The 19,247-nt window shown below is 33.8% G+C and carries 18 protein-coding genes, 1 pseudogene, 1 riboswitch and 1 other annotated feature; of the genes and pseudogenes, 3 read left to right on the top strand and 16 right to left on the bottom strand.

The features are described from left to right. Position 1: 1 nt before the first annotated feature. The 7 genes from BLT48_RS02065 to BLT48_RS02035 form a co-directional block, all read right to left on the bottom strand. A complete protein-coding gene (locus BLT48_RS02065) occupies positions 2 to 313 on the bottom strand; it encodes a V-type ATP synthase subunit F (RefSeq protein WP_089974791.1) in 312 nt (103 codons plus the stop codon). Continuing rightward, positions 303 to 1,307 (bottom strand): V-type ATP synthase subunit C, encoded by a 1,005-nt coding sequence (locus BLT48_RS02060; protein ID WP_035022493.1) that lies wholly within the window; start codon positions 1,305 to 1,307, stop codon positions 303 to 305. The genes BLT48_RS02065 and BLT48_RS02060 overlap by 11 nt, the downstream gene beginning before the upstream one ends. A 15-nt stretch (positions 1,308 to 1,322) precedes the next feature. After that, entirely contained in the window at positions 1,323 to 1,904 is a 582-nt protein-coding gene (locus BLT48_RS02055) for a V-type ATP synthase subunit E (RefSeq protein ID WP_089974788.1), read from the bottom strand. A gap of 49 nt (positions 1,905 to 1,953) precedes the next feature. Continuing rightward, positions 1,954 to 2,430, bottom strand: a complete 477-nt coding sequence (locus BLT48_RS02050; protein WP_034536496.1) for a V-type ATP synthase subunit K — start codon at positions 2,428 to 2,430, stop codon at positions 1,954 to 1,956. 29 nt (positions 2,431 to 2,459) lie between these two features. Further along, positions 2,460 to 4,421 (bottom strand): V-type ATP synthase subunit I, encoded by a 1,962-nt coding sequence (locus tag BLT48_RS02045; protein ID WP_089974785.1) that lies wholly within the window; start codon positions 4,419 to 4,421, stop codon positions 2,460 to 2,462. Further along, on the bottom strand, positions 4,408 to 4,734 hold the full coding sequence (locus BLT48_RS02040; RefSeq protein ID WP_089974782.1) for a hypothetical protein: 327 nt from the start codon (positions 4,732 to 4,734) through the stop codon (positions 4,408 to 4,410). Before BLT48_RS02040 ends, BLT48_RS02045 begins: the two co-directional genes overlap by 14 nt. Before the next feature lie 46 nt (positions 4,735 to 4,780). Beyond that, positions 4,781 to 4,828 (bottom strand) — a sequence feature (sodium ion sensor (DUF1646 type); this cis-regulatory element may regulate processes involved in with the transportation of sodium ions). Between the two features lie 239 nt (positions 4,829 to 5,067). Next, the gene (locus BLT48_RS02035) at positions 5,068 to 5,937 is read right to left on the bottom strand and encodes a DegV family protein (RefSeq protein WP_035022485.1); all 870 of its coding nucleotides are present in this window, start codon (positions 5,935 to 5,937) and stop codon (positions 5,068 to 5,070) included. A 155-nt stretch (positions 5,938 to 6,092) separates the two neighbouring features. Between BLT48_RS02035 and BLT48_RS02030 the strand changes: the two genes are divergently transcribed. Further along, complete coding sequence (locus BLT48_RS02030; protein ID WP_035022483.1) at positions 6,093 to 6,419, top strand: hypothetical protein; 327 nt, start codon at positions 6,093 to 6,095, stop codon at positions 6,417 to 6,419. A 136-nt stretch (positions 6,420 to 6,555) separates the two neighbouring features. Here BLT48_RS02030 and BLT48_RS02025 read toward each other — a convergent pair whose 3' ends face one another. The 8 genes from BLT48_RS02025 to BLT48_RS01990 form a co-directional block, all read right to left on the bottom strand. Further along, positions 6,556 to 7,224, bottom strand: coding sequence for an ABC transporter permease (locus BLT48_RS02025; RefSeq protein ID WP_089978615.1), 669 nt, complete (start codon positions 7,222 to 7,224; stop codon positions 6,556 to 6,558). Continuing rightward, positions 7,224 to 8,171, bottom strand: coding sequence for an osmoprotectant ABC transporter substrate-binding protein (locus BLT48_RS02020; protein WP_035022480.1), 948 nt, complete (start codon positions 8,169 to 8,171; stop codon positions 7,224 to 7,226). Before BLT48_RS02020 ends, BLT48_RS02025 begins: the two co-directional genes overlap by 1 nt. 13 nt (positions 8,172 to 8,184) lie before the next feature. Then, a complete protein-coding gene (locus tag BLT48_RS02015) occupies positions 8,185 to 8,820 on the bottom strand; it encodes an ABC transporter permease (protein WP_089974780.1) in 636 nt (211 codons plus the stop codon). 14 nt (positions 8,821 to 8,834) lie between these two features. Continuing rightward, complete coding sequence (locus BLT48_RS02010; protein WP_035022475.1) at positions 8,835 to 10,019, bottom strand: betaine/proline/choline family ABC transporter ATP-binding protein; 1,185 nt, start codon at positions 10,017 to 10,019, stop codon at positions 8,835 to 8,837. 163 nt (positions 10,020 to 10,182) lie between these two features. Further along, positions 10,183 to 11,634 carry a cardiolipin synthase gene (gene cls / locus BLT48_RS02005; RefSeq protein ID WP_089974778.1) on the bottom strand — a complete coding sequence of 484 codons (1,452 nt, stop codon included), beginning with the start codon at positions 11,632 to 11,634 and terminating at the stop codon, positions 10,183 to 10,185. Positions 11,635 to 11,795: 161 nt separating this feature from the next. After that, positions 11,796 to 12,359: an energy-coupled thiamine transporter ThiT gene (gene thiT, locus BLT48_RS02000; RefSeq protein WP_035022469.1), complete on the bottom strand. Its 564-nt coding sequence runs from the start codon at positions 12,357 to 12,359 to the stop codon at positions 11,796 to 11,798. A 76-nt stretch (positions 12,360 to 12,435) separates the two neighbouring features. After that, a riboswitch (TPP riboswitch) is annotated at positions 12,436 to 12,539 on the bottom strand. An 88-nt stretch (positions 12,540 to 12,627) separates the two neighbouring features. Continuing rightward, complete coding sequence (locus BLT48_RS01995; protein ID WP_089974775.1) at positions 12,628 to 13,122, bottom strand: GNAT family N-acetyltransferase; 495 nt, start codon at positions 13,120 to 13,122, stop codon at positions 12,628 to 12,630. Positions 13,123 to 13,174: 52 nt separating this feature from the next. Further along, positions 13,175 to 13,840 carry an HD domain-containing protein gene (locus BLT48_RS01990; RefSeq protein WP_035022464.1) on the bottom strand — a complete coding sequence of 222 codons (666 nt, stop codon included), beginning with the start codon at positions 13,838 to 13,840 and terminating at the stop codon, positions 13,175 to 13,177. Positions 13,841 to 14,275: 435 nt separating this feature from the next. On the opposite strand from BLT48_RS01990, the gene BLT48_RS01985 reads away from it, so the two are divergent. Both BLT48_RS01985 and BLT48_RS14035 read left to right on the top strand, forming a co-directional pair. Continuing rightward, positions 14,276 to 15,472, top strand: coding sequence for a quaternary amine ABC transporter ATP-binding protein (locus tag BLT48_RS01985; RefSeq protein ID WP_035022460.1), 1,197 nt, complete (start codon positions 14,276 to 14,278; stop codon positions 15,470 to 15,472). Next, positions 15,465 to 17,252 (top strand): annotated as a pseudogene (locus BLT48_RS14035) (ABC transporter permease/substrate binding protein). The gene BLT48_RS01985 and the pseudogene BLT48_RS14035 overlap by 8 nt, the downstream one beginning before the upstream one ends. Before the next feature lie 293 nt (positions 17,253 to 17,545). Here BLT48_RS14035 and BLT48_RS01970 read toward each other — a convergent pair. After that, positions 17,546 to 19,225 carry a ribonuclease J gene (locus tag BLT48_RS01970; RefSeq protein WP_089978612.1) on the bottom strand — a complete coding sequence of 560 codons (1,680 nt, stop codon included), beginning with the start codon at positions 19,223 to 19,225 and terminating at the stop codon, positions 17,546 to 17,548. Between the last annotated feature and the right edge of the window lie 22 nt (positions 19,226 to 19,247).

The raw sequence follows: 19,247 nt of genomic DNA, 5'->3' as shown, positions 1-19,247 counted from the left end.
CCTATAAAATATTTTGACCAACTGCTTTTTCAACATTCTCTTGAATACGATTTTTCCCGATATCTAATGATCCCATATGGTTTGGAATCAATATAATAGCCGATGAAATCTCTTCATCGTATCTTTTTATAGTATCTGGAATTAATTTGCCTAAAGGTTCCGTCAGGTAAATAATGCCATAATTTTCTGTTGCTAATCGATCAATCGTTTTTCTGGCTTCTTTAGCCTCAGATGCGAAAAAAACGTCAAAACCTAACATTTTAAATGGCAAAATAGAATCTTTATCTCCTACTACACCAATTTTATGAGCCATAGTTCATTCGCATCCTTTCTCTGATAGCTGAAGCTGGAAAGTTATTTTCTTTCCCCACTAAAATAAGTCTTAAGTTTTTTACTTCATTCTCTTTAGCGTAGAGATAAGCGACAATCGGTAATGGTCCAAAAACTTCAAGTTTAGCATCTTTTATACGATTAATAAAAGCATTATCTGTTTCTAAATCTATTTTTTCTGGGGATAACTCTTTTGTTTCATCATTAATTGACGCTAGTATAATGTTTTTGTATTTAGATTCTGCAAGTTTTTTACCTGCATTGACCAAATTATCTGCCCCAATTTGAACGAGTTGATCTTTAGGTATTGTCCCAGAGCTAGATAGGATAGTTGTTAAAAAATTACGCGTTCTTTTTTGACGAATAGCTCTTGTTAACGTAGACAAATTATTCATATCAATATAAAAAGTCACCAAGTCTAAAATTTTTGTATCATTCGTTTTTTCAGCAATGTGTCTTAAATGAGTGAAGAACCGACGATCAAGAATAATATCTACGGCTTGACTATCTTTATATTCTTCATATGAGTCAGATGCCTCTTGTATACTGATTAAATAGTCTTGATCTAAATCACTCGATTTTTTTGTATCAACGGCCTGTCTCAATGCTGATATAGAATCCTTACCGATATTTATAAGCAATGAATCAAAATCTTTTTTAGTAACCTTTTCTTTTAATAAAACTTTCAAATTATGATAAGAGTAGCGCAATGAAAATAACTCAATTAACTTAGGATTAGGAGAAATTTTAAATAAATCAGTATAGACAGACTGCAATTCATTCATCAACAGCGTATCGTAATTTTTAGTCTCCTTTAACTCTTCAACATCATTTCGATAAGGAGTATCTTTTAAAACATTCACTGCTTCTTCAAAATTGCTTGCTTGTAACATCCGTTCATATTGATCATTTCTAAGGAGACTACTTTCATATACACGAATGCGTGTATTTGCGCCAACAAAGTCTGTTGATTTCATTTTTTCCTCTCCTTTTTAATCAAATAATTGTTTTGAAACTGATGAAACAAGTTGTCCCTTAATATCTTTAACCAATTCATCAAAAAGATAGTTGTATTCTATTCCGCTCTTTTTAAGAACAAATCCATTCTTTTTAGAAATAGTTTTAGTAGACAACTGAACATTTACTACTTCTTTGGCTACTTTATTGATCCAGTCGTTTGTTATTTTGTTGACCGACTCTTGTCCTACAATCAATTCAATCGAGTCACTGTCTTTATGTTGTGTTAAAACAGCTAATAAAAACTGTTGGAATTCTGAATTTGTCCACTGGTTCATTTGTTCTTCAGCCTCATTAAAAACGACTGTTAATACCTTTTGCTTTTCAAAAAGCACTTGATTTCGCTTGTTAATCTGTAACGTATGTTTATCTTGTTCGAATTTTCTTGCCAAACGTGAATCAATTAAACTGATTTGTTTCGCTTTTTCTTCAGCTAGATTCCTAGCTGATTCTTCAAGCAACTGTGCTTTTTCAGCTTCGGCTTCTTTGATTTTTTCTTGTACTTCAGCTTTTTTATTTTCAATCAAACGTTCTGTTAATAATTTTAAGTCTGACATCTTTACGCCTCCAGTCTTTCTTTTTTCACTACAAATGGACTAGTTTTAATTAAGCGTTAAATATCATTAAGAATGAAATAACAAATCCTAAAATTGCATACGTTTCAACCATCGCTGCGTATACAATCCCTTTAGTAGCATGTTCTGGTCTTTTAGCTAAAATTTGGATACCTGCAGCAGCTACACGTCCTTGTGCAACACCAGAAGTTAATCCAGTAAATGCAATTGGTAGAGAAGCCATAAACATATACATACCTTCAGCTAAACTTGTATCTAAACCAGTATTCAAGAAAATTAAAAACGCGATAACGAAACCGTACAAACCTTGTGTTCCCGGTAGTAGCATTAAGATTAATGATTGTCCAAATTTTTCAGGTTGTTCTGTAGTTAAGGCAGCTGCTGCTTCCCCTGCAATTCCTACCCCTTTAGCAGAACCTGTTCCTGCAAAGAATGTAGCAAAAGCTATACCTAAAGCTGCAAATACTAATCCGCCGTTTTCAATTAAATAACTTGTAAAAGTTTCCATTATAAAATTCCTCCATTTAAATTCGTTTTTTATTTATTGGTTCTATTTTTTAAATAAATATGTTTTTCAAAGGTTTTAAAAGGATTTAATGATCGTCCTCCACCTTCATAAAATTTACCGAAAAATTCAACATACTGAAGTCTTATTGTATGAATATAAGCACTTAAGTAAGTCAAGAAAATATTTAATGCGTGTAAAACAATAAAAAGGAGTGCACCAATCGTAAATTTCATTACTGGTGGGAAAATGTCTACGATAGAATTAAACGCTACCGCAATACTCCCACCAGAAACTCCTAATGCCATTAAACGAGTATAGCTGACTAAGTCTCCAACATAATTGGTTGCTCCATAAATATTGTATAGTCCTAAGCCAAACCCTAAAGCTTTATTATCAGAAGCCAACATAGTCACCAATATAATTCCAACGACGTTAGCAATGATGACAACTAAAGAAATGGTTTGAACAAGATCATTATTCCAAAGTACCATATTGATTACTAAAAGACCTATACCTAATAAGATAAGAGCCCAAGCTGTTCCATCAATATAACTTGATGATCTTTGTTGTTTACGCCATTTTATACCACCATTTAAAAGTAACCCATAAACTAACTGGATAAAACCAAATACTACAGATAAAATCAAAATGGTAATGACATCGTTTGTAATTGACAACAATTGGAAGGGCAAGTCGTATCCAAAGAAACTTCCATAAATAAATCCCCAAGCAATTACTGAATAAGATAAATAGTGAAAGAGTTGGATAAAGTTTTTCATTCCCTTATCAAACTTGAACACTTTAGATCCAACTAAAGTTGCTACCCAAAGTAATATTCCATACCCTAAATCTGCACTCATCATTCCAAAAAAGACAAAGTAAAAAGGCATCATTAATGGAGTAGGATCTACATCATCGTACTTAGGCATACTATACATTTCTGTAATGCTTTCAAAAGGTTTAACCAGTTTGTGGTTCTTTAGAACAACTGGAACCTTACTGTAATTCTTATATTTAATTTCATCTGCAATAACGACATAATTTTCTTTACCAACATGTTCATCTAACAGACTCGTTAAATCCGGAATTTTTTCCTCTTCAAGCCAACCAGTTAAAATAAAAAGATCGCTACCATTTAATAAAAGATCTTTCCCAATTTCTCTTTCAACTAGATTATAGTAATATTCCTCACCTAATTGTAACTCTCTTGTTTTTTCTTTAAATGTCTTTATTGTATTCTTTAATTTATTTTCTTCTTTTTGTAGGTCTTCAATTTCTCTAAGCGTTATCTTCAACTCATCATTGGGTTTCAGATTATATGGATAAACCAGTTTTGATAATTGAAATTGATCAAAAACTTCGTCCAATTGAGAGTTCAATTTTGATGGAATCAAAATCAGATAAGAAGCTTCATCTTTGTAATGAAATATTTTTTCTAAATAGCTATTTTCTATCGATTCAACATTTTCTTCGAAACTTTCTACATTGTTAGAAGCTATACTTCCAACTGTTCCAGACATCAATTGAAATGATTTTAAATCATTAGGATTAAAATCCATATTCTGCCATTTCCGAAGAAAGTCTTCTTTTTCTCCGAGATTTTTTTTACTCTGATCAAGCTCAACTAGCCTTTTTTCAATGTCACCTAGTTCAACGATTACTTGGTCTAAATCGGAATGAAGAACATGCTTTTCAAGTTCTTCGAGAGTATACTCTTCACGACCCTTTTTCAGCTTTTCAATCATACCTGGTTGAGAAATATGCTGGTTCAAAAAGCTTAAAGCTGCTTGACTTTCTTTTAGTTTTTCTTCATATTCAACACGTTTCTGAGGTTTTGTATTTGTTGAATAATAATCAAGAAATTCTGATTCTTCTAAAGTAGACAATTCAACCAGTTCAAGTTTTTGCAATTCTTGAACTGCTCTTAATAAAGAATCTTTATTTTCTTGTTCACCTAAAAGTGTCATTTGTTTCATTTTAGCTATTGCCATAGTGAGTGCTTACCTCCTTTACAATATGATCAACAACACTGTTTTGCTTATCTTCTACTGATTTAAGCATTGCTTTTATTTCAATAGATAATTCTTGATCAACTGTTTGCTTTTCTTTTGCTAAACGATTACGATACAGTTCTTGTTGATTAGTCTCATAATCATGGAGTTCTTGTTGCATTTTGTGATCATTTTCTTGAATACTTTTTTTAATGGACTGACTAATTTCTTTCACTTTTTTTTCTCCATTAATTTCTACTTGTCGGGCTCTTTCTTCTGCTTCTTTAACGTATTCAATTGCTTCTAAGCTCATTCATACACCTCCTTAAAATACAAAAAAAGGCATCACTTAAGAACTATTCTTCTCACCCCTTGAAGAATTCATCCTTGAAAGCAAATGCCCAACCTTTTTTTTATTTAACTAAATATATTTTAACATCTCTCTCTCTCATTGTCAATCGCAAACTCTTGATAATCAACGTTTTAAAGCGTTTTTCGATATATTTTTCTACCGTTGATTATGGACTTATTATGAAGAGATCTAACAAAAAAATACTCAGATGAACAAAAAAAGTAATAGGTATTCTTATTAGTATATCGGCATTTTATCTTTTCTTATTAAGACTTCTTCAAATAAAAATAGTGCTTATTTTCTTACATTCCCAAAAGAAAATAACGCCACTGATCCAAATCCTGTGTGAGCTGCGATGGTAGGTCCATAAGGATAAATTTGTACATCTTTTACTTTGATTTTTGATTCAATTTCTTTTTTGATCCATTCAGCTTCTTCGGGAACACCAACGTGCCCAATAAAAATCGTTTGGTTTTCAGGATCCACCATACCTTCAACTGTTTTATTGATTAAATAATGCAATGATTTTTTTCTTCCACGCACTTTAGCAGAGGGAACTAACCCACCTTTTTCATTCATTACGATAATCGGTTTAACATTTAGAACACTTCCAAGTGTTGCAGAAACAGAAGATATTCTCCCACTGCGTTCAAGATGTCTAATATCGTCAACTGTTACCCATGAATGAAGTTTCATCTTATATTCTTCTAGCCAATCCACTACTTCTTCTAATGATTGACCTTCTTTTTTTCGATTTACCGCCTCATACACTAAAAGACCTTCTCCTAAACAAGCAGCTTTAGAGTCTACAATCGTTATATTTACTTGGTCATATTCTTCTTTCAACATCTCTACAGCTGTCACAGCATTATTGTAAGAGCCACTTAATGCAGAAGATAGTCCTAAAAATAGAACAGGTTGCCCTATTTCAACATATTTTTTAAATACTTCTAAAAACGTACCAATATTAACTTGAGAACTCGTTGCCCTTGCGCCATTTTTTAATGCTTCAAAGAAGGCATTACGGTCAAACGTTTCTCCCATATCATCTAAATAATCTTTCCCATCCATATTAATCATTAAATTGATAATTTCAATGTCATTATTTTTTATAAACTCTAATGGCAAATCGCAGCATGAATCAGCAATAATTTTATAATCCATTGTTAAAACCCCTTTTTCAGAAATCTATATATACTCGTTTCATTATGCCATTTTTCCAGAAAAATAGAAACTTTAAAAAAATAATTAAACAGCTTGCTTTGTTGAACGTTTGTTCGTATAATAAAATTATCAAACAAACGTTCGGAGGAATAAAGATGAAAAAAAATACTTTAGAAGAACCAGTTCATCCCTTTACCTTTCTGCAAAAAAAATTCTTTTTGTCTAGCACGACAAGTGAGTTAGAATTTTTGCCTCAAATGCCTGAATCACAAATCACTCTTTTCTTAAATCAAGCTTTTACTAAAAAGAAGAAAATTATTTTGCAGATTAACCAATTAAAAAATCAATCTAGCCTAACAGAAGTTACCGGTTTCATTAGATACACGCCCTTTAAAAAACCTCAAATCGTTTTAGAAAATACTCTTCTTCATATGACTTATCTTATTCATCCAAGTGATATAAGACATATCCGTTTACCTTAAAACAATCTTTACTTATTTCTTTTAGCTATAGAACAATACTAAAAAGCTCTCCTAGTGGCGAATTAGATAGACAACTATCTAATTCGCTCAAAAGGAAAACTTTTTCACATTGAACTGATTTTATGCGTTTTGATTATTACGATAATATTTTTTTGTTTTTTGTTGGATCTAATTTTTTCTCAATCCAACCTAACAGTAAATCACTAATGACTGCCATTAAAGCTGTAGGAATAGCTCCTGCAAGAATAATCGCTCCGCCATCGGTTACATTGACTCCTCTAGTGATAATATCCCCTAAACCACCGGCTCCTATAAAGGTTCCAATCGCGGTTACTCCAATACCGACTACCATAGCATTACGAATTCCTGCCATAATAATAGATAAAGCTAGAGGCAGTTCAACCATATAGGTCAATTGCCATCTTGTCATACCCATTCCTTTACCTGAATCTAAAATATTTTTGTCTACGCTTTGAACTCCAGCGTAAGTATTTTTAATAATTGGCAATAAAGAGTATAAGAATACTGTAGAAATAACAGTATTCACACCTAACCCTAATCCTAACATTAGAATAGACAACATGGCTAAAGAAGGGATTGTTTGGATCACATTAGCGGCTCCTATGACCCAATCAGCAAGTTTCCCATGCCTGGAAATCCAAAAACCTAAAGGAATTCCTACGATTGCTGCAAATAACACCCCGTAAATTGAAATTAAGAAGTGACGAAAAAATTGACTCCAGATGTAAAAGCCATTTTCTGAGAAGTAATAAAGTAATTGTTCCCATAAATTCATGTCTGCCATCATTCTTGTTCGCCTCCTTCTTCGCTTACTTCAACTGATTCAAAATAATTATTTTCTTTCAAAAAATCGTTCGCTACAATCTTAGGTTCAATTAAATTATTATCTGAAATATAGTTTAATTCTTGCATTTTTTCATCCGATATTGTACCTTTCAACTTTGTTAATACTTTATCCAATTCAGGATACGCTTCTAAAACATCAAAAGTTGCAACCGGACTTGCGTCATACGGAGGGAATAATTGTTTATCATCTTCCAATACCACTAAGTCATAACTTTTAATACGACCATCTGTTGAATAACCCAGCACAACATCCATTTCACCAGCTTGTAATGCATTATAAACTAAACCGATTTGCATAGGATACACACGATTAAAGTCAAAACCATAAGTATCTAGAAATGCATCATAGCCATCCCCTACACGTTGGATCCAAGAGGTATCTACTCCGGCATCAAGTTCACCAGCAATGTCTTCTAAATCACTAATTGTAACTAAGTCATATTGATCTGCCAGTTCTTGTGTTACCATAAAAGCATACGTATTAGCAAATCCATATGTCGGAAACCATTTTTGATCAAACTCAGCCGCAAATCCCTCAACAACTAGATCCAATGCTACTTCAGGGTCTGTAATAGGATCTTGTCCTAGCTCACCAGTCAACGAAGTTCCAGTATACTTTATTGCTGCAACATTCGCATCTCCACCAATCAAAGCTTGATGGTTTAGAGAAGACGAACCTAGATTATTGACAATTTGAGCATCTATATCAATGTAATGCTCAACCATCCCTTCAACAATGTATCCAGCAATTTGTTGCTCGGTGGTTGAACCACCTGTAATGGTGATACCTTCTTCATTAAACCCGCTGCTTAGTCCAGGCAGCGAACAACTGCTTAATAGTATTGCTGCTAAAAAAAGGGCAGCAATTTTTTGAATCTTCTTCATAGTTGAAGCCCTCCTATTCAATACCTTGCACAACTCTAGGCGTTACTTTTTTCTCTAGTTTTCCTAATGCATAATCTGTCAATAATGCAAGAATAGTCACAGGTATAGTCCCACCAATAATTAAACTAGGTATAAAAAGATTTAATCCATTAAAGATATAATCACCTAATCCACCTGCACCAATGTATGAGGCTAAAGCAGCCCATGAGATAACGTAAACCCCGGACAATCGAATTCCCGCCATAATAACCGGTGCGGCTTGAGGCAACTCCACATTACGAATCAATTGAATGTTTGTCATTCCCATTCCTTTTCCTGCATCTCTTAAGTTAACATCTACTCCATTCATTCCTATATAAGTATTCCTTAAAATAGGTAACAAAGAATAGATAAACAATGCTACGATGGCAGGTACCTTACCAATTCCAAATAATGGAATCATTAAAGCCAGCAGTGCTAATGAAGGCACCGTTTGTAAAATAGTAGATAAACCAATAATAAATTTAGCGCTTTTCTCGAACCGTGTTAATAAAACTCCCAAAGGGACAGCTACAATAACGCCTAATGCCAATGCAAGTGCTGAAATATAAAAATGTTCCCATGTTTTCAGGAGTAAATCAGAGCCATTTGTTGCAAAAAATTCAGCCATAGTCTTTTCCTCCTCTATTCGTTGCTTTCTTTAGGACTGGTTGTCTCAAAAACACTGCTGGTTGTCAGCTCTTCTTCTTGTTCTTCACCCCATATCGTATCGTAAACCACATCTACTAATGAAGCACGAGTAACTAGACCAATTAAACGACCTTTATTATCCACAACTGGGATATTTTTAAATCCACGTTTTAGAATCCGTTGAACAGTGTCTCTTAAAAGAGTGCCTTCTCTAACAAAATAAACTTTATCAATCATGATGTCGCCAACACTTGTCGCACGCTTACGGTTACGGTCAATTTTTTCGATATCTACATATCCTTTCAACACACCTGAATCATCGGTCACAAATAACGAATCCACGCGTTTATCTCTCATTAAACGGATAGCTTCTGAAATTGATTTTCCTGGAGTTACTGAAATCGGATTTTTTATCATGACTTGATCTACTGTTTGAATATTTGGTCTAGCTTGAATTAAACGGTCTTCACCGATAAAATCTTCAACAAATTGATTGGCCGGTTCAGCTAATATATTATCTGGCGTATCAAACTGTACTACACGCCCGTTCTGCATAATAACAATGCGATCAGCTAATTTTAACGCTTCATCCATATCATGAGTAACAAAAATAAAAGTTTTCCCCATTTCCACTTGCAACTCTTTAACTAATTCTTGTAAAGCATCTCTAGTAATAGGGTCTAATGCTCCAAATGGCTCATCCATCAATATCACATCTTGATCAGCGGCTAAAGCACGGATAACTCCAATTCTTTGTTGCTGTCCACCAGAAAGTTCAGCTGGGTAACGTGACAAAAATTCTTTTGGCAAATCGACTTTCTCTAATAAACGTTCTGCAGATTCTCGTTGCTTATCTTCAGTCCATTTTAATAATTTAGGAACCATTACGATATTGTCATAAATGGTCATATGTGGCATTAAGCCAATTTGTTGGATAACATAGCCGATTTTACGTCTCAACTGAACAGAATCTTTCTTCATAATATCTTCTCCGTTAATTAAAATCTGGCCTGATGTTGGTTCAATCATGCGATTGATCATACGCATAGAAGTTGTTTTTCCACTTCCACTCGTACCAATAAATACAATAAACTCTCCATCATTAAATGTGAGGTTAATATTGTCAACAGCTTTTTTTCCACCTTTGTAGACTTTGGAAACATTTTTAAATTCTATCATTACATTCACCTCTTATATAGTTTCGTTTTTTTGACCATACTCCTACTCATTATCTCAAAGAAGCTACTCCTAAGCAAATTTGATACTTTTTAATTAAAATACACTCATAAATAAGCAAGGTTGAAACAAAAAATTACTTGTTTCAACCTTGCTTATTTATTGTTTATAATATTGGAGAGAATAATCGTGAAAATATTTGTTTAAATTTTAACCATTTAGATTGGTTGTCTAGCATTTCTTTAGTTAACAGATAACTTTTCTTCATATCTTCATAGAAAAATTGTTCTTGTTGTTTTGCAATCTTATCATCGTAGATAAAAACATTCACCTCAAAATTTAATTTAAAACTTCGGATATCAAAGTTGGCTGTCCCAATCGAACATATATCTCCATCAACAACAACTGTTTTTGCATGTAAGAAACCATTATCGTAGATGTATACTTCTGCTCCTGCATTTACCATAGCCTCTGCGTAATACATTGTTGCACGATAAATAAAGGGATGATCTGGTTTATTTGGTATCATAATTTTCACGTCAATTCCAGACATAACGGCAATTTGGATAGATTCTAATACTGAATCGTCTGGAACAAAATAGGGTGTTTGTATGAAAACTGATTCTTTTGCCATACTAATCATTTTGATATACCCTTTTTTTATTTGTTCAAGATCTGAATCAGGACCGCTAGACACAACTTGAATATTTGCGTGTCCTTTTTTATCAATCAAAGGAAAATAATTTTCTTCATATTCCAATTTATGGTTTGAAACAGCTGCATTCCAGTCCATTAGAAAGCGAGTTTGCAACGCTAACACTGCATTTCCTTGAATTTTCAAATGAGTGTCTCTCCAGTAGCCAAATTTCTTATATTCGCCTAAATATTCGTCTCCTACATTAAAACCACCAGTGTACCCAATTTTACCATCAATTACTACAATTTTCCGGTGATTCCGATAATTAAAGCGTAAATTAATAATTGGTAGCTTAGATCCAAAAAACGGTTCAGCTTTTCCACCTAATTTTTTTAAGGTTTTAAAAAATTTTGGTCTTAATGATCTAGATCCTAATGCATCATAAATGACAAGAACTTCTACTCCTGCAGCTGCACGTTCTTCCAATGCTCTGAGGACACGTTTCCCAATTTTATCGTTATGAATAATGTAATAGATCATATGGATATGATGTTCTGCTTTAGAAATATCTTCAATTAATGAATCAAATTTTTCTGCCCCATCGGTAAATAACTCAACCTTGTTTCCTTTTGTTAAAATGGATTCATCACTTTCTAAAAACAAACTAGCCATTTCCTTAGCATTTTCAGAGGCTTGTCTTTCAGATAATAAGTCTTCATCATCAGCCAGCATTTCCTTTTGAGCCTGCACAAGCTCTGGCATACCTATATTTTCTTGCGATTTAATATCAAATATTTTTTCGCGGGTCAATTTTTTCCCAATAAATAAATAAAAAATAAATCCTATACCTGGTAAAAGAATTAACACAAGTAACCAAGCCCAAGTAGCTGCAATATCACGTTTTTCACGAAATACTGTAATAACGGAAAGTAAAAGGTTCAAAAAGTAGAGCCCTAATAATATGTATCTTATAATGTCCATTCAAGTATTCCTCTCCACCTTATTATTATCTAATCTTACTACTTCCTTTTTCTTTTAGCTACTAGAAATTAGTTGTATAAAAAAATAATTATCAAAGAAAAAAGAGACTGGAGTAATTATCCAATCTCTCAATCTATAGACTTATTTAAGTAAATCAAACCTTAGTTTTTTGGTAAAAATAAAGTTGGCGTCGTTTTGTCCATGATGCACAACACTACACTAGTAGCTATTCCCGTTGCTAATGCACTTCCACCATTCGCAATAAATGAGTACCAAATGGGATTCATGCCTTCAGGAGCATAGCTTCCCCAGAAATAATAACCTGCAATAAAGTGCCAAAAGAAACGGGCAATTGTACCAGTAATCGTTCCAATTAAAATAAATTGATATTGTTTGAATTGATTATTTTCTTTAAAAGCAAGTTGTAAAGGCTTCCTAACTACGCCTGCAAAACCAACAAATGCAAATGCAACAAAATACTCTATAAATCCTTGTAATGGATGCAAAATACTAGCATTTCCTATCAAAAAATGCAAAACCCCCCAAAGAAAACCCGCTGCAGTCGCTGCTACAAATCCACGTCTAAAAGCAAACAAGGTCAGCGGTATCATCCCTAAAGAGATGGTAAATCCTGTTCCAATATTTGTTGGAATCAGGGACAATACAATAGCTAAAGCAGCAACTATTGTTCCTTCTATCCAAACTCGTAATCGATCATTTCTCAAAAAAACTCCTCCTTATGTGTTGAACAGTGCCACACATCAAAGGAGGAGCTCGAATTATCATTATACATAAATAACATTTCGTCCCCGTCACAATCCCTACGCTCGTCCTAACGAACAGGTTCCAAGGGTTAGAATCAATTGATTCAATCTCAGCTTTTTACAGCACCCCTTTGTGATGGTTGTTCATTTAATTTTTATTACATCCTCTATTTTACGATGATTGTTAGGAGTTGTCAATAAATCATTTATAAGGTTTTTCACCCCAATATTAACTTATTTCGTTTGTAAGTGTTTTAGAGTAAATAAATTTATATCCATCTAACTCTTTCACCCTATTTTTAGTGTCTTTAAATCCAGATTTCATATACAGCATTTGTCCACTAATGTTATCGTAATCAACTAATAAGATAATTTCATTAATAGAAGGAAAATGTTCGCTAACAAAACTAGGTAGTTTTTCTATTGATGCTTTTCCATATCCTTGTTTTAGATACTGCCTATCAACTGAATGGGCTTTTAATAAGATTGCATGTGAGTTTGAACCATACTTTAGAACAGCATCTCCAGTTTGAAGAATAAAAAAGGCTACCATTTTATCCCCGTCTAACACTAAAATCGGATGTTTTTCGCTTTCATGTAAACTTTCTGTCATACCATCCATAGGTTTCACTGTATAGGGTGTTTCTTCTATTGTATAATCTTCTATTATAAGAATATCGCCTACCGTTGCTTCTCTTAATATTAGATCATTTATATCATTCATAACAAGCCTCCCATACTTTCATTTCAAATCCCATAGAATTTTAAGTTGTGAGCTATTTTTCCCCATCCCACTCAGCATAAAACTCTTCTAAGTATGCTTCCATGTAAGCATGCCTTTTTTCAGCCATTTCTTTTCCAATACTCGTATTCATCTTATTTTTTAATTTCAATAATTTTTCATAAAAATGCATAATTGCTGTGTCTTCTCCCGAACGATAATCTTCAATTGTAAGCTGATTTCGTGGTTTTTTCGCTGGATCATGAATTAACCGTTTTTTTGAACCTGAGTAGGCCATCGTTCGTGCAATTCCGATCGCCCCTATTGCATCCAACCGATCTGCATCTTGAACAATTTGTCCTTCTATAGAAGATAGTATAACTTTATTTGTTCCGCCCTTATAAGACATATGAAGAATAATTTCCATTACCTGTTCGATTTCTTGTTTGCTTAGTGAATATCTGGAAAGCCATACTCTAACCTTTTTTTCTCCTTCAGCTTCAGATTTATTTAACTTGCCGTCTGCTACGTCATGTAAGAGAGCAGCCATTTCACAAATAAACAGATTAATATTGCCTTTTTCTTTTTGCGCTATACTTTTAGTTAAATTTCGTACGCGGTGAATGTGCCACCAATCATGACCACTAGCATCATCTTTTAAAAGTTGGTAGACGTATTCTTCTGTCTCATTTATTATTTTTTTTTGCAATTGTGTTAACATCCATCGTCCACCCTTTTGAGATATTAAAGTACTTAAAATTAGTTTAGCAATCCCTTTTAAAAACCACAAGTTATATGTCCAACCTAATGTTAATTTTTTTCAAAAAACGGGCAAAAAAGGGGCAAAAAAAAAGTTTTTTCATTTTTTTTATTCGTGCTCTAAGGTCTGTTATGAAGGCAAAACAAAGGTACTAAAGCTTATTTTTGAAAATGCTTTTGTTTTTCATTTTTTTTCATTCATGTTACACTGATTATTGTGTTCCATTTAGAACTATTTTTTTTATGAATAGTTGTCGTTGTTTTTTCGTAAAAGTGGTTTTAGATAAAACTACTATGAAAAGTGATTGGCTAGTCAATTTATGTTTGGATTCTCTCTTATATCATTTTGATTTACTAGTTTGAGATTCATACCTAAAAAGGGAAAGGAGATGTTATTTTGTCAAAAATAACTGTTGAAAATGTATCGAAAGTTTTTGGTAAAAGAACAACACAAGCCTTAGAAATGTTGAAAGAACAAAAATCTAAGCAAGAAATTCTAAAAGAAACGGGGGCCACTGTCGGAGTTAATAATGTTAGTTTCACTATTGAAGAAGGTGAAATTTTCGTTATTATGGGATTATCTGGTAGCGGAAAATCAACTCTTGTTCGAATGTTCAATCGTTTAATCGATCCTACAAAAGGAGATATCTATATAGATGATGAGAATCTTTCTAAAATGGATAAAAAAGCTTTACGTCAAGTCAGAAGAGAAAAATTAAGTATGGTTTTCCAAAATTTTGGTCTCTTTCCTCATCGAACAATTTTAGAAAATACTGAATATGGTCTAGAAATTCAAGGTGTTGACAAGGCTGAAAGACAACAAAGAGCTCAAAAAGCTCTAGATAATGCAGGTTTAGGTGAGTACAAAGATCAATACCCTAATCAATTATCTGGCGGAATGCAACAACGTGTAGGATTAGCACGTGCTTTAGCGAATGACCCTGAAATATTATTAATGGATGAAGCTTTCTCAGCATTAGACCCATTGATTCGTCGTGAAATGCAAGATGAATTAATTGAGCTTCAATCTAAAGTGAAAAAAACGATTATTTTTATCACTCATGATTTAAATGAAGCTTTACGAATTGGGGATAAAATCGCCTTGATGAAAGATGGATCAATTGTACAGATCGGTACTCCTGAAGAAATATTAACTAATCCAGCTAATGATTACGTTGAAAAATTTGTTGAAGACGTTGATCGTTCTAAAGTACTCACAGCAGAGAATATCATGCAACGTCCTGAAACTTTGAATATAAAAAATCATGGTCCGCGATTTGCACTTGAGCAAATGCGTAGTGAAGGGATATCCAGCATCCTAGTTGTAGATAGCCAACGTAATCTTTTAGGTTATATCACAGCAGAAGATGCTTCAGATGCTCGTAAGAATAATATTACAACAATTGAAAACATCCTGAAAAAAGACATTCCAACTGTTACTAGAACAACTTCCATGAACGATATTTTTTCAGTTATTCATGATGCAACTACTCCCGTAGCAGTTGTAGATGATGGTAAGTTAGTTGGTATAATTGTCAGAGGCGCTGTAATAGCTGCTCTTGCAGGAGAAAGTGAGGTGCTCGAAAATGTCTAGTATATTAGATATCATCCCAGAATTGCCAGTAGCTGATGCTGTAGAAAACTTTACAAGTTGGGTAACTCAAACGTTTGCTTTTTTGTTTGACCCTATTCAAAAATATTCAGAAATCCTTATGAAATTTGTGACAGATACATTATTACTTGTTCCACCAGTTTTGTTTATTTTGATTATTGCTGTAATTGCTTTTTTTGCTTCAAGAAAAAAATTCGGATTGGCGACATTTACAATCATTGGCCTTTGGTTTACCTATAATCAAGGTCTTTGGGAAGACTTAATGAATACCCTGACTTTAGTATTGGTTGCAAGTCTATTGTCTGTTATCATTGGAGTTCCATTCGGAATTTTAATGGCTAAGAGTAAAATCGCAAATGCTGTTATTGCTCCTATTCTTGATTTCATGCAAACAATGCCAGCTTTTGTTTACTTGATTCCTGCAGTTGCTTTCTTTGGTATCGGTATGGTCCCAGGGGTATTTGCCTCTTTAATCTTTGCCATCCCACCTACTGTTCGCTTTACTAATCTTGGAATTAGACAAGTTTCAAATGAGTTAGTTGAAGCTTCTGAGTCTTTTGGTAGCACAGGTGCTCAAAAATTATTTAAAGTAGAATTACCTTTAGCTAAATCAACGATTATGGCTGGTATCAACCAAACTGTTATGTTGGCTTTATCTATGGTAGTTATTGCTTCAATGATTGGAGCTCCAGGTTTAGGTAGAGAAGTTCTTTCTTCTTTACAACGTGCACAAATCGGAACAGGTTTCGTATCTGGTTTAGGTTTAGTTGTCTTAGCGATCATTATTGACCGCTTAACTCAAAAATTAAATAAAAAATAAATAACATAATCATTAAAAAATTAGTTACTGAAAAGGGGAATTCAATTTAATATGAAAAAAATTAGTTGGAAACATTTAGGTCTCACAGCAGGTTTAGGATTATCATTAGTTGCAGCAGGTTGTTCAACAGAAGATGCTAAAACAGATGAAGATTCTGTTGGTAAAGGACAAGAAATTGAATTATCTTATGTTGAATGGGATACTGAAGTTGCTTCTACTAACGTTATTGGTAAAGTATTAGAAGACTTAGGTTACGATGTAACACTAACTCCATTAGATAACGCTGTAATGTGGCAAGCCGTATCTAGTGGGGATGCTGACGCTATGGTAGCTGCTTGGTTACCTGCTACTCACGGTTCTCAATTTGAAGAATATGGCGATCAAATGGTTAATTTAGGACCAAACTTAGAAGGCGCATTAGTTGGCCTTGTCGTTCCTGAATATATGGATGTGGATTCAATTGCTGACCTTAAAGATGAAGCAGAAATGAGCATCACTGGTATCGAACCTGGTGCAGGTGTTGTTGCCGCAACTGAAAATGCTTTAAATGATTATGAAAATTTAAGTGAATGGGAGCTTAAAACTTCTTCATCAGGTGCCATGACTGTTGCATTAGGGCAAGCGATTCAAAATAAAGAAGATATCGTTATCACTGGTTGGTCTCCACACTGGATGTTCGCCTCTTATGACTTGAAATATTTAGAAGATCCTGAAAATTCATTTGGTGAATCAGAAACAATCAATACAATGGCTCGTGAAGGTCTTGAAGAAGATATGCCTGAAGCTTATCAAGTATTAGATCAATTTAATTGGACAACCGAAGAAATGGAAAGCATTATGCTAGATATTTCTGAAGGAGAAGATCCTGAAGATGCGGCTGAAGCTTGGATTGAAGCAAATCCTGAACGTGTTGCTGAGTGGACTGAAGGAGTAGCAAAATAAGCTAGTCTGTAATCACTTTCGATTAAAGAGCATTAGCTCTTCGTCAAATGATGGTGATAGAACAAAACAAAATTACTTCTGAAATAGACGGTTTTACTTGTGGAGAGCATTGAATCCTTTACATGGCCACAAACAGACCCTATTCCTCTAGAAATATCCTGTAACCAATTTAACTAAGCTATCAACACTAAAAAGTATAGAACCAGAGCATTCACTTAATGTGAGTGCTCTTCTTTTACAAAAAAAGCTCTTATTTTCTTTTTTAAAAGAAAATAAGAGCTTTTTTATTCTATCTAATTTTTACGATTGCGTGAACTTGTTTCCATGATGATCGGTAGAATAACTGGGCGTCTACGTGTCTGTTCAAAAAGATGTTTATTTAACGCATCTCTGATTTCTTGTTTCAAACGGCTCCATTCAAATTCTTTACGATTTAAATTTTCTTCTACTACTTCTCTAATGATCTCATTACTTTGATTAATTAGATCCGTATTTTCTTTAACGTATACAAAACCTCTAGTCATGACTTCAGGACCTGAAATAATTTTACTTTTTCTACGATTAATAGTAACTACCGCTACAAAAATACCATCTTCAGATAACAATTTACGGTCCCGTAAAACAATATTTCCGATATCGCCGATTCCGATACCATCGACCATTGTATTCCCTACTGTCACTTGTCCAGCTACATGCATACGCTCATTTTTATATTCCATGATATCGCCTTTGCCCGGTATAAAAATATTCTTATATGGCATTCCAACTTCATGTGCAAGTTTGGCATGAGCCGAAAGCATACGATATTCTCCTTGAACTGGAATAAAGTAAGTCGGTTTAATCAGATTAATCATTAGTTTTAGATCATTTGGAGTAGCATGGCCAGAAGCTTTCAAATTATCTGAAATTTGTTTTACTGTTCCACCTGCTCGGTAGATCAAGTTTTCTGCTTGGGCAACGGTTACTTCCATTGCTGTCGATGGGCTTGTTACGATATAAACTAGATCGCCCTCTTTGATATTTACTTGAGTGTGCTTTCCTTTTGCCATACGTGTTAACGTTTTAATTGGCTCGCCAGTAAGGCCCGTTTCTAACACAACAATTTCTTGGTCACTGTATTTTTCAATATCTGTTATTGGAACAATCAAATCTTCGTTTGGCAATTGAAGTTTATTCAGTTGCATAGCTATTTGAACGATCTCTTCAAGATTACTTCCCGTAATAAAGATTTTCTTGTGAGATTTGTGAGCAGCGTCAAATACTTGTTGGATACGCAAGATATTGCTAGCTACGCTGGCAACAATAATACGACCTTCAGCATTTTGGAATGTATCCAATACTTCTTCTGCTATTTTTAGATCACTTATATTTTCAACAGGGCTCTCAGCTTCACTTGAATCACTCAATAAAGCTAAAACCTTACCTTTACCAATATCCGCAATACGGGATAAATTGCTTTGGTACATTGGTTTTGCACTTTGATCGAACTTGAAATCTCCTGTATAGACAATGCTTCCTTCATCAGTCTTAAGAGCTACTCCAACAGAATCTGGAATAGTATGGGTTGTTCTAAAGAAACTAGCCACAACATCGCCAAATTCAATCTCTGTGTTTTCATCAACAATATGGTAATCATCAAATGAACTAACTTGACTATCTTTTTCAACAAACAATTTTGCTAAAGCTATGGTTAATTCAGTTCCAAATACTGGAACATCAAATTTCTGAAGAAAATAAGGTAGTGCCCCAATTGCATCTTCATGACCATGAGTTAAAAACACTGCTGTAACACGGTTTTTATTTTCTTCTAAATAACTAAAGTCAGGAATGACTACATCAATTCCTAATAATTCTGTTTCTGGAAACATTAACCCGCAATCTAAAACAAATATGTCTTCATCCACCTCAACAGCATACATGTTTTTTCCATTTTCACGTACACCCCCTAGTGGGATAATTTTTATTGTACTCATTTCTTCACCTCTTTCACTTTCA

The sequence above is a fragment of the Carnobacterium viridans genome (assembly GCF_900102725.1).
Lineage (GTDB): Bacteria > Bacillota > Bacilli > Lactobacillales > Carnobacteriaceae > Carnobacterium_B > Carnobacterium_B viridans.
This window is presented reverse-complemented; position numbering and strand designations above follow the sequence as displayed.

Bases quoted from the DNA above. Each gene is read 5' to 3' on its own strand.
- BLT48_RS02065 (WP_089974791.1), bottom strand. From the start codon at position 313: ATGGCTCATAAAATTGGTGTAGTAGGAGATAAAGATTCTATTTTGCCA.
- BLT48_RS02060 (WP_035022493.1), bottom strand. From the start codon at position 1,307: ATGAAATCAACAGACTTTGTTGGCGCAAATACACGCATTCGTGTATAT.
- BLT48_RS02055 (WP_089974788.1), bottom strand. From the start codon at position 1,904: ATGTCAGACTTAAAATTATTAACAGAACGTTTGATTGAAAATAAAAAA.
- BLT48_RS02050 (WP_034536496.1), bottom strand. From the start codon at position 2,430: ATGGAAACTTTTACAAGTTATTTAATTGAAAACGGCGGATTAGTATTT.
- BLT48_RS02045 (WP_089974785.1), bottom strand. From the start codon at position 4,421: ATGGCAATAGCTAAAATGAAACAAATGACACTTTTAGGTGAACAAGAA.
- BLT48_RS02040 (WP_089974782.1), bottom strand. From the start codon at position 4,734: ATGAGCTTAGAAGCAATTGAATACGTTAAAGAAGCAGAAGAAAGAGCC.
- BLT48_RS02035 (WP_035022485.1), bottom strand. From the start codon at position 5,937: ATGGATTATAAAATTATTGCTGATTCATGCTGCGATTTGCCATTAGAG.
- BLT48_RS02030 (WP_035022483.1), top strand. From the start codon at position 6,093: ATGAAAAAAAATACTTTAGAAGAACCAGTTCATCCCTTTACCTTTCTG.
- BLT48_RS02025 (WP_089978615.1), bottom strand. From the start codon at position 7,224: ATGGCAGACATGAATTTATGGGAACAATTACTTTATTACTTCTCAGAA.
- BLT48_RS02020 (WP_035022480.1), bottom strand. From the start codon at position 8,171: ATGAAGAAGATTCAAAAAATTGCTGCCCTTTTTTTAGCAGCAATACTA.
- BLT48_RS02015 (WP_089974780.1), bottom strand. From the start codon at position 8,820: ATGGCTGAATTTTTTGCAACAAATGGCTCTGATTTACTCCTGAAAACA.
- BLT48_RS02010 (WP_035022475.1), bottom strand. From the start codon at position 10,019: ATGATAGAATTTAAAAATGTTTCCAAAGTCTACAAAGGTGGAAAAAAA.
- cls (WP_089974778.1), bottom strand. From the start codon at position 11,634: ATGGACATTATAAGATACATATTATTAGGGCTCTACTTTTTGAACCTT.
- BLT48_RS01995 (WP_089974775.1), bottom strand. From the start codon at position 13,122: ATGAATGATATAAATGATCTAATATTAAGAGAAGCAACGGTAGGCGAT.
- BLT48_RS01990 (WP_035022464.1), bottom strand. From the start codon at position 13,840: ATGTTAACACAATTGCAAAAAAAAATAATAAATGAGACAGAAGAATAC.
- BLT48_RS01970 (WP_089978612.1), bottom strand. From the start codon at position 19,225: ATGAGTACAATAAAAATTATCCCACTAGGGGGTGTACGTGAAAATGGA.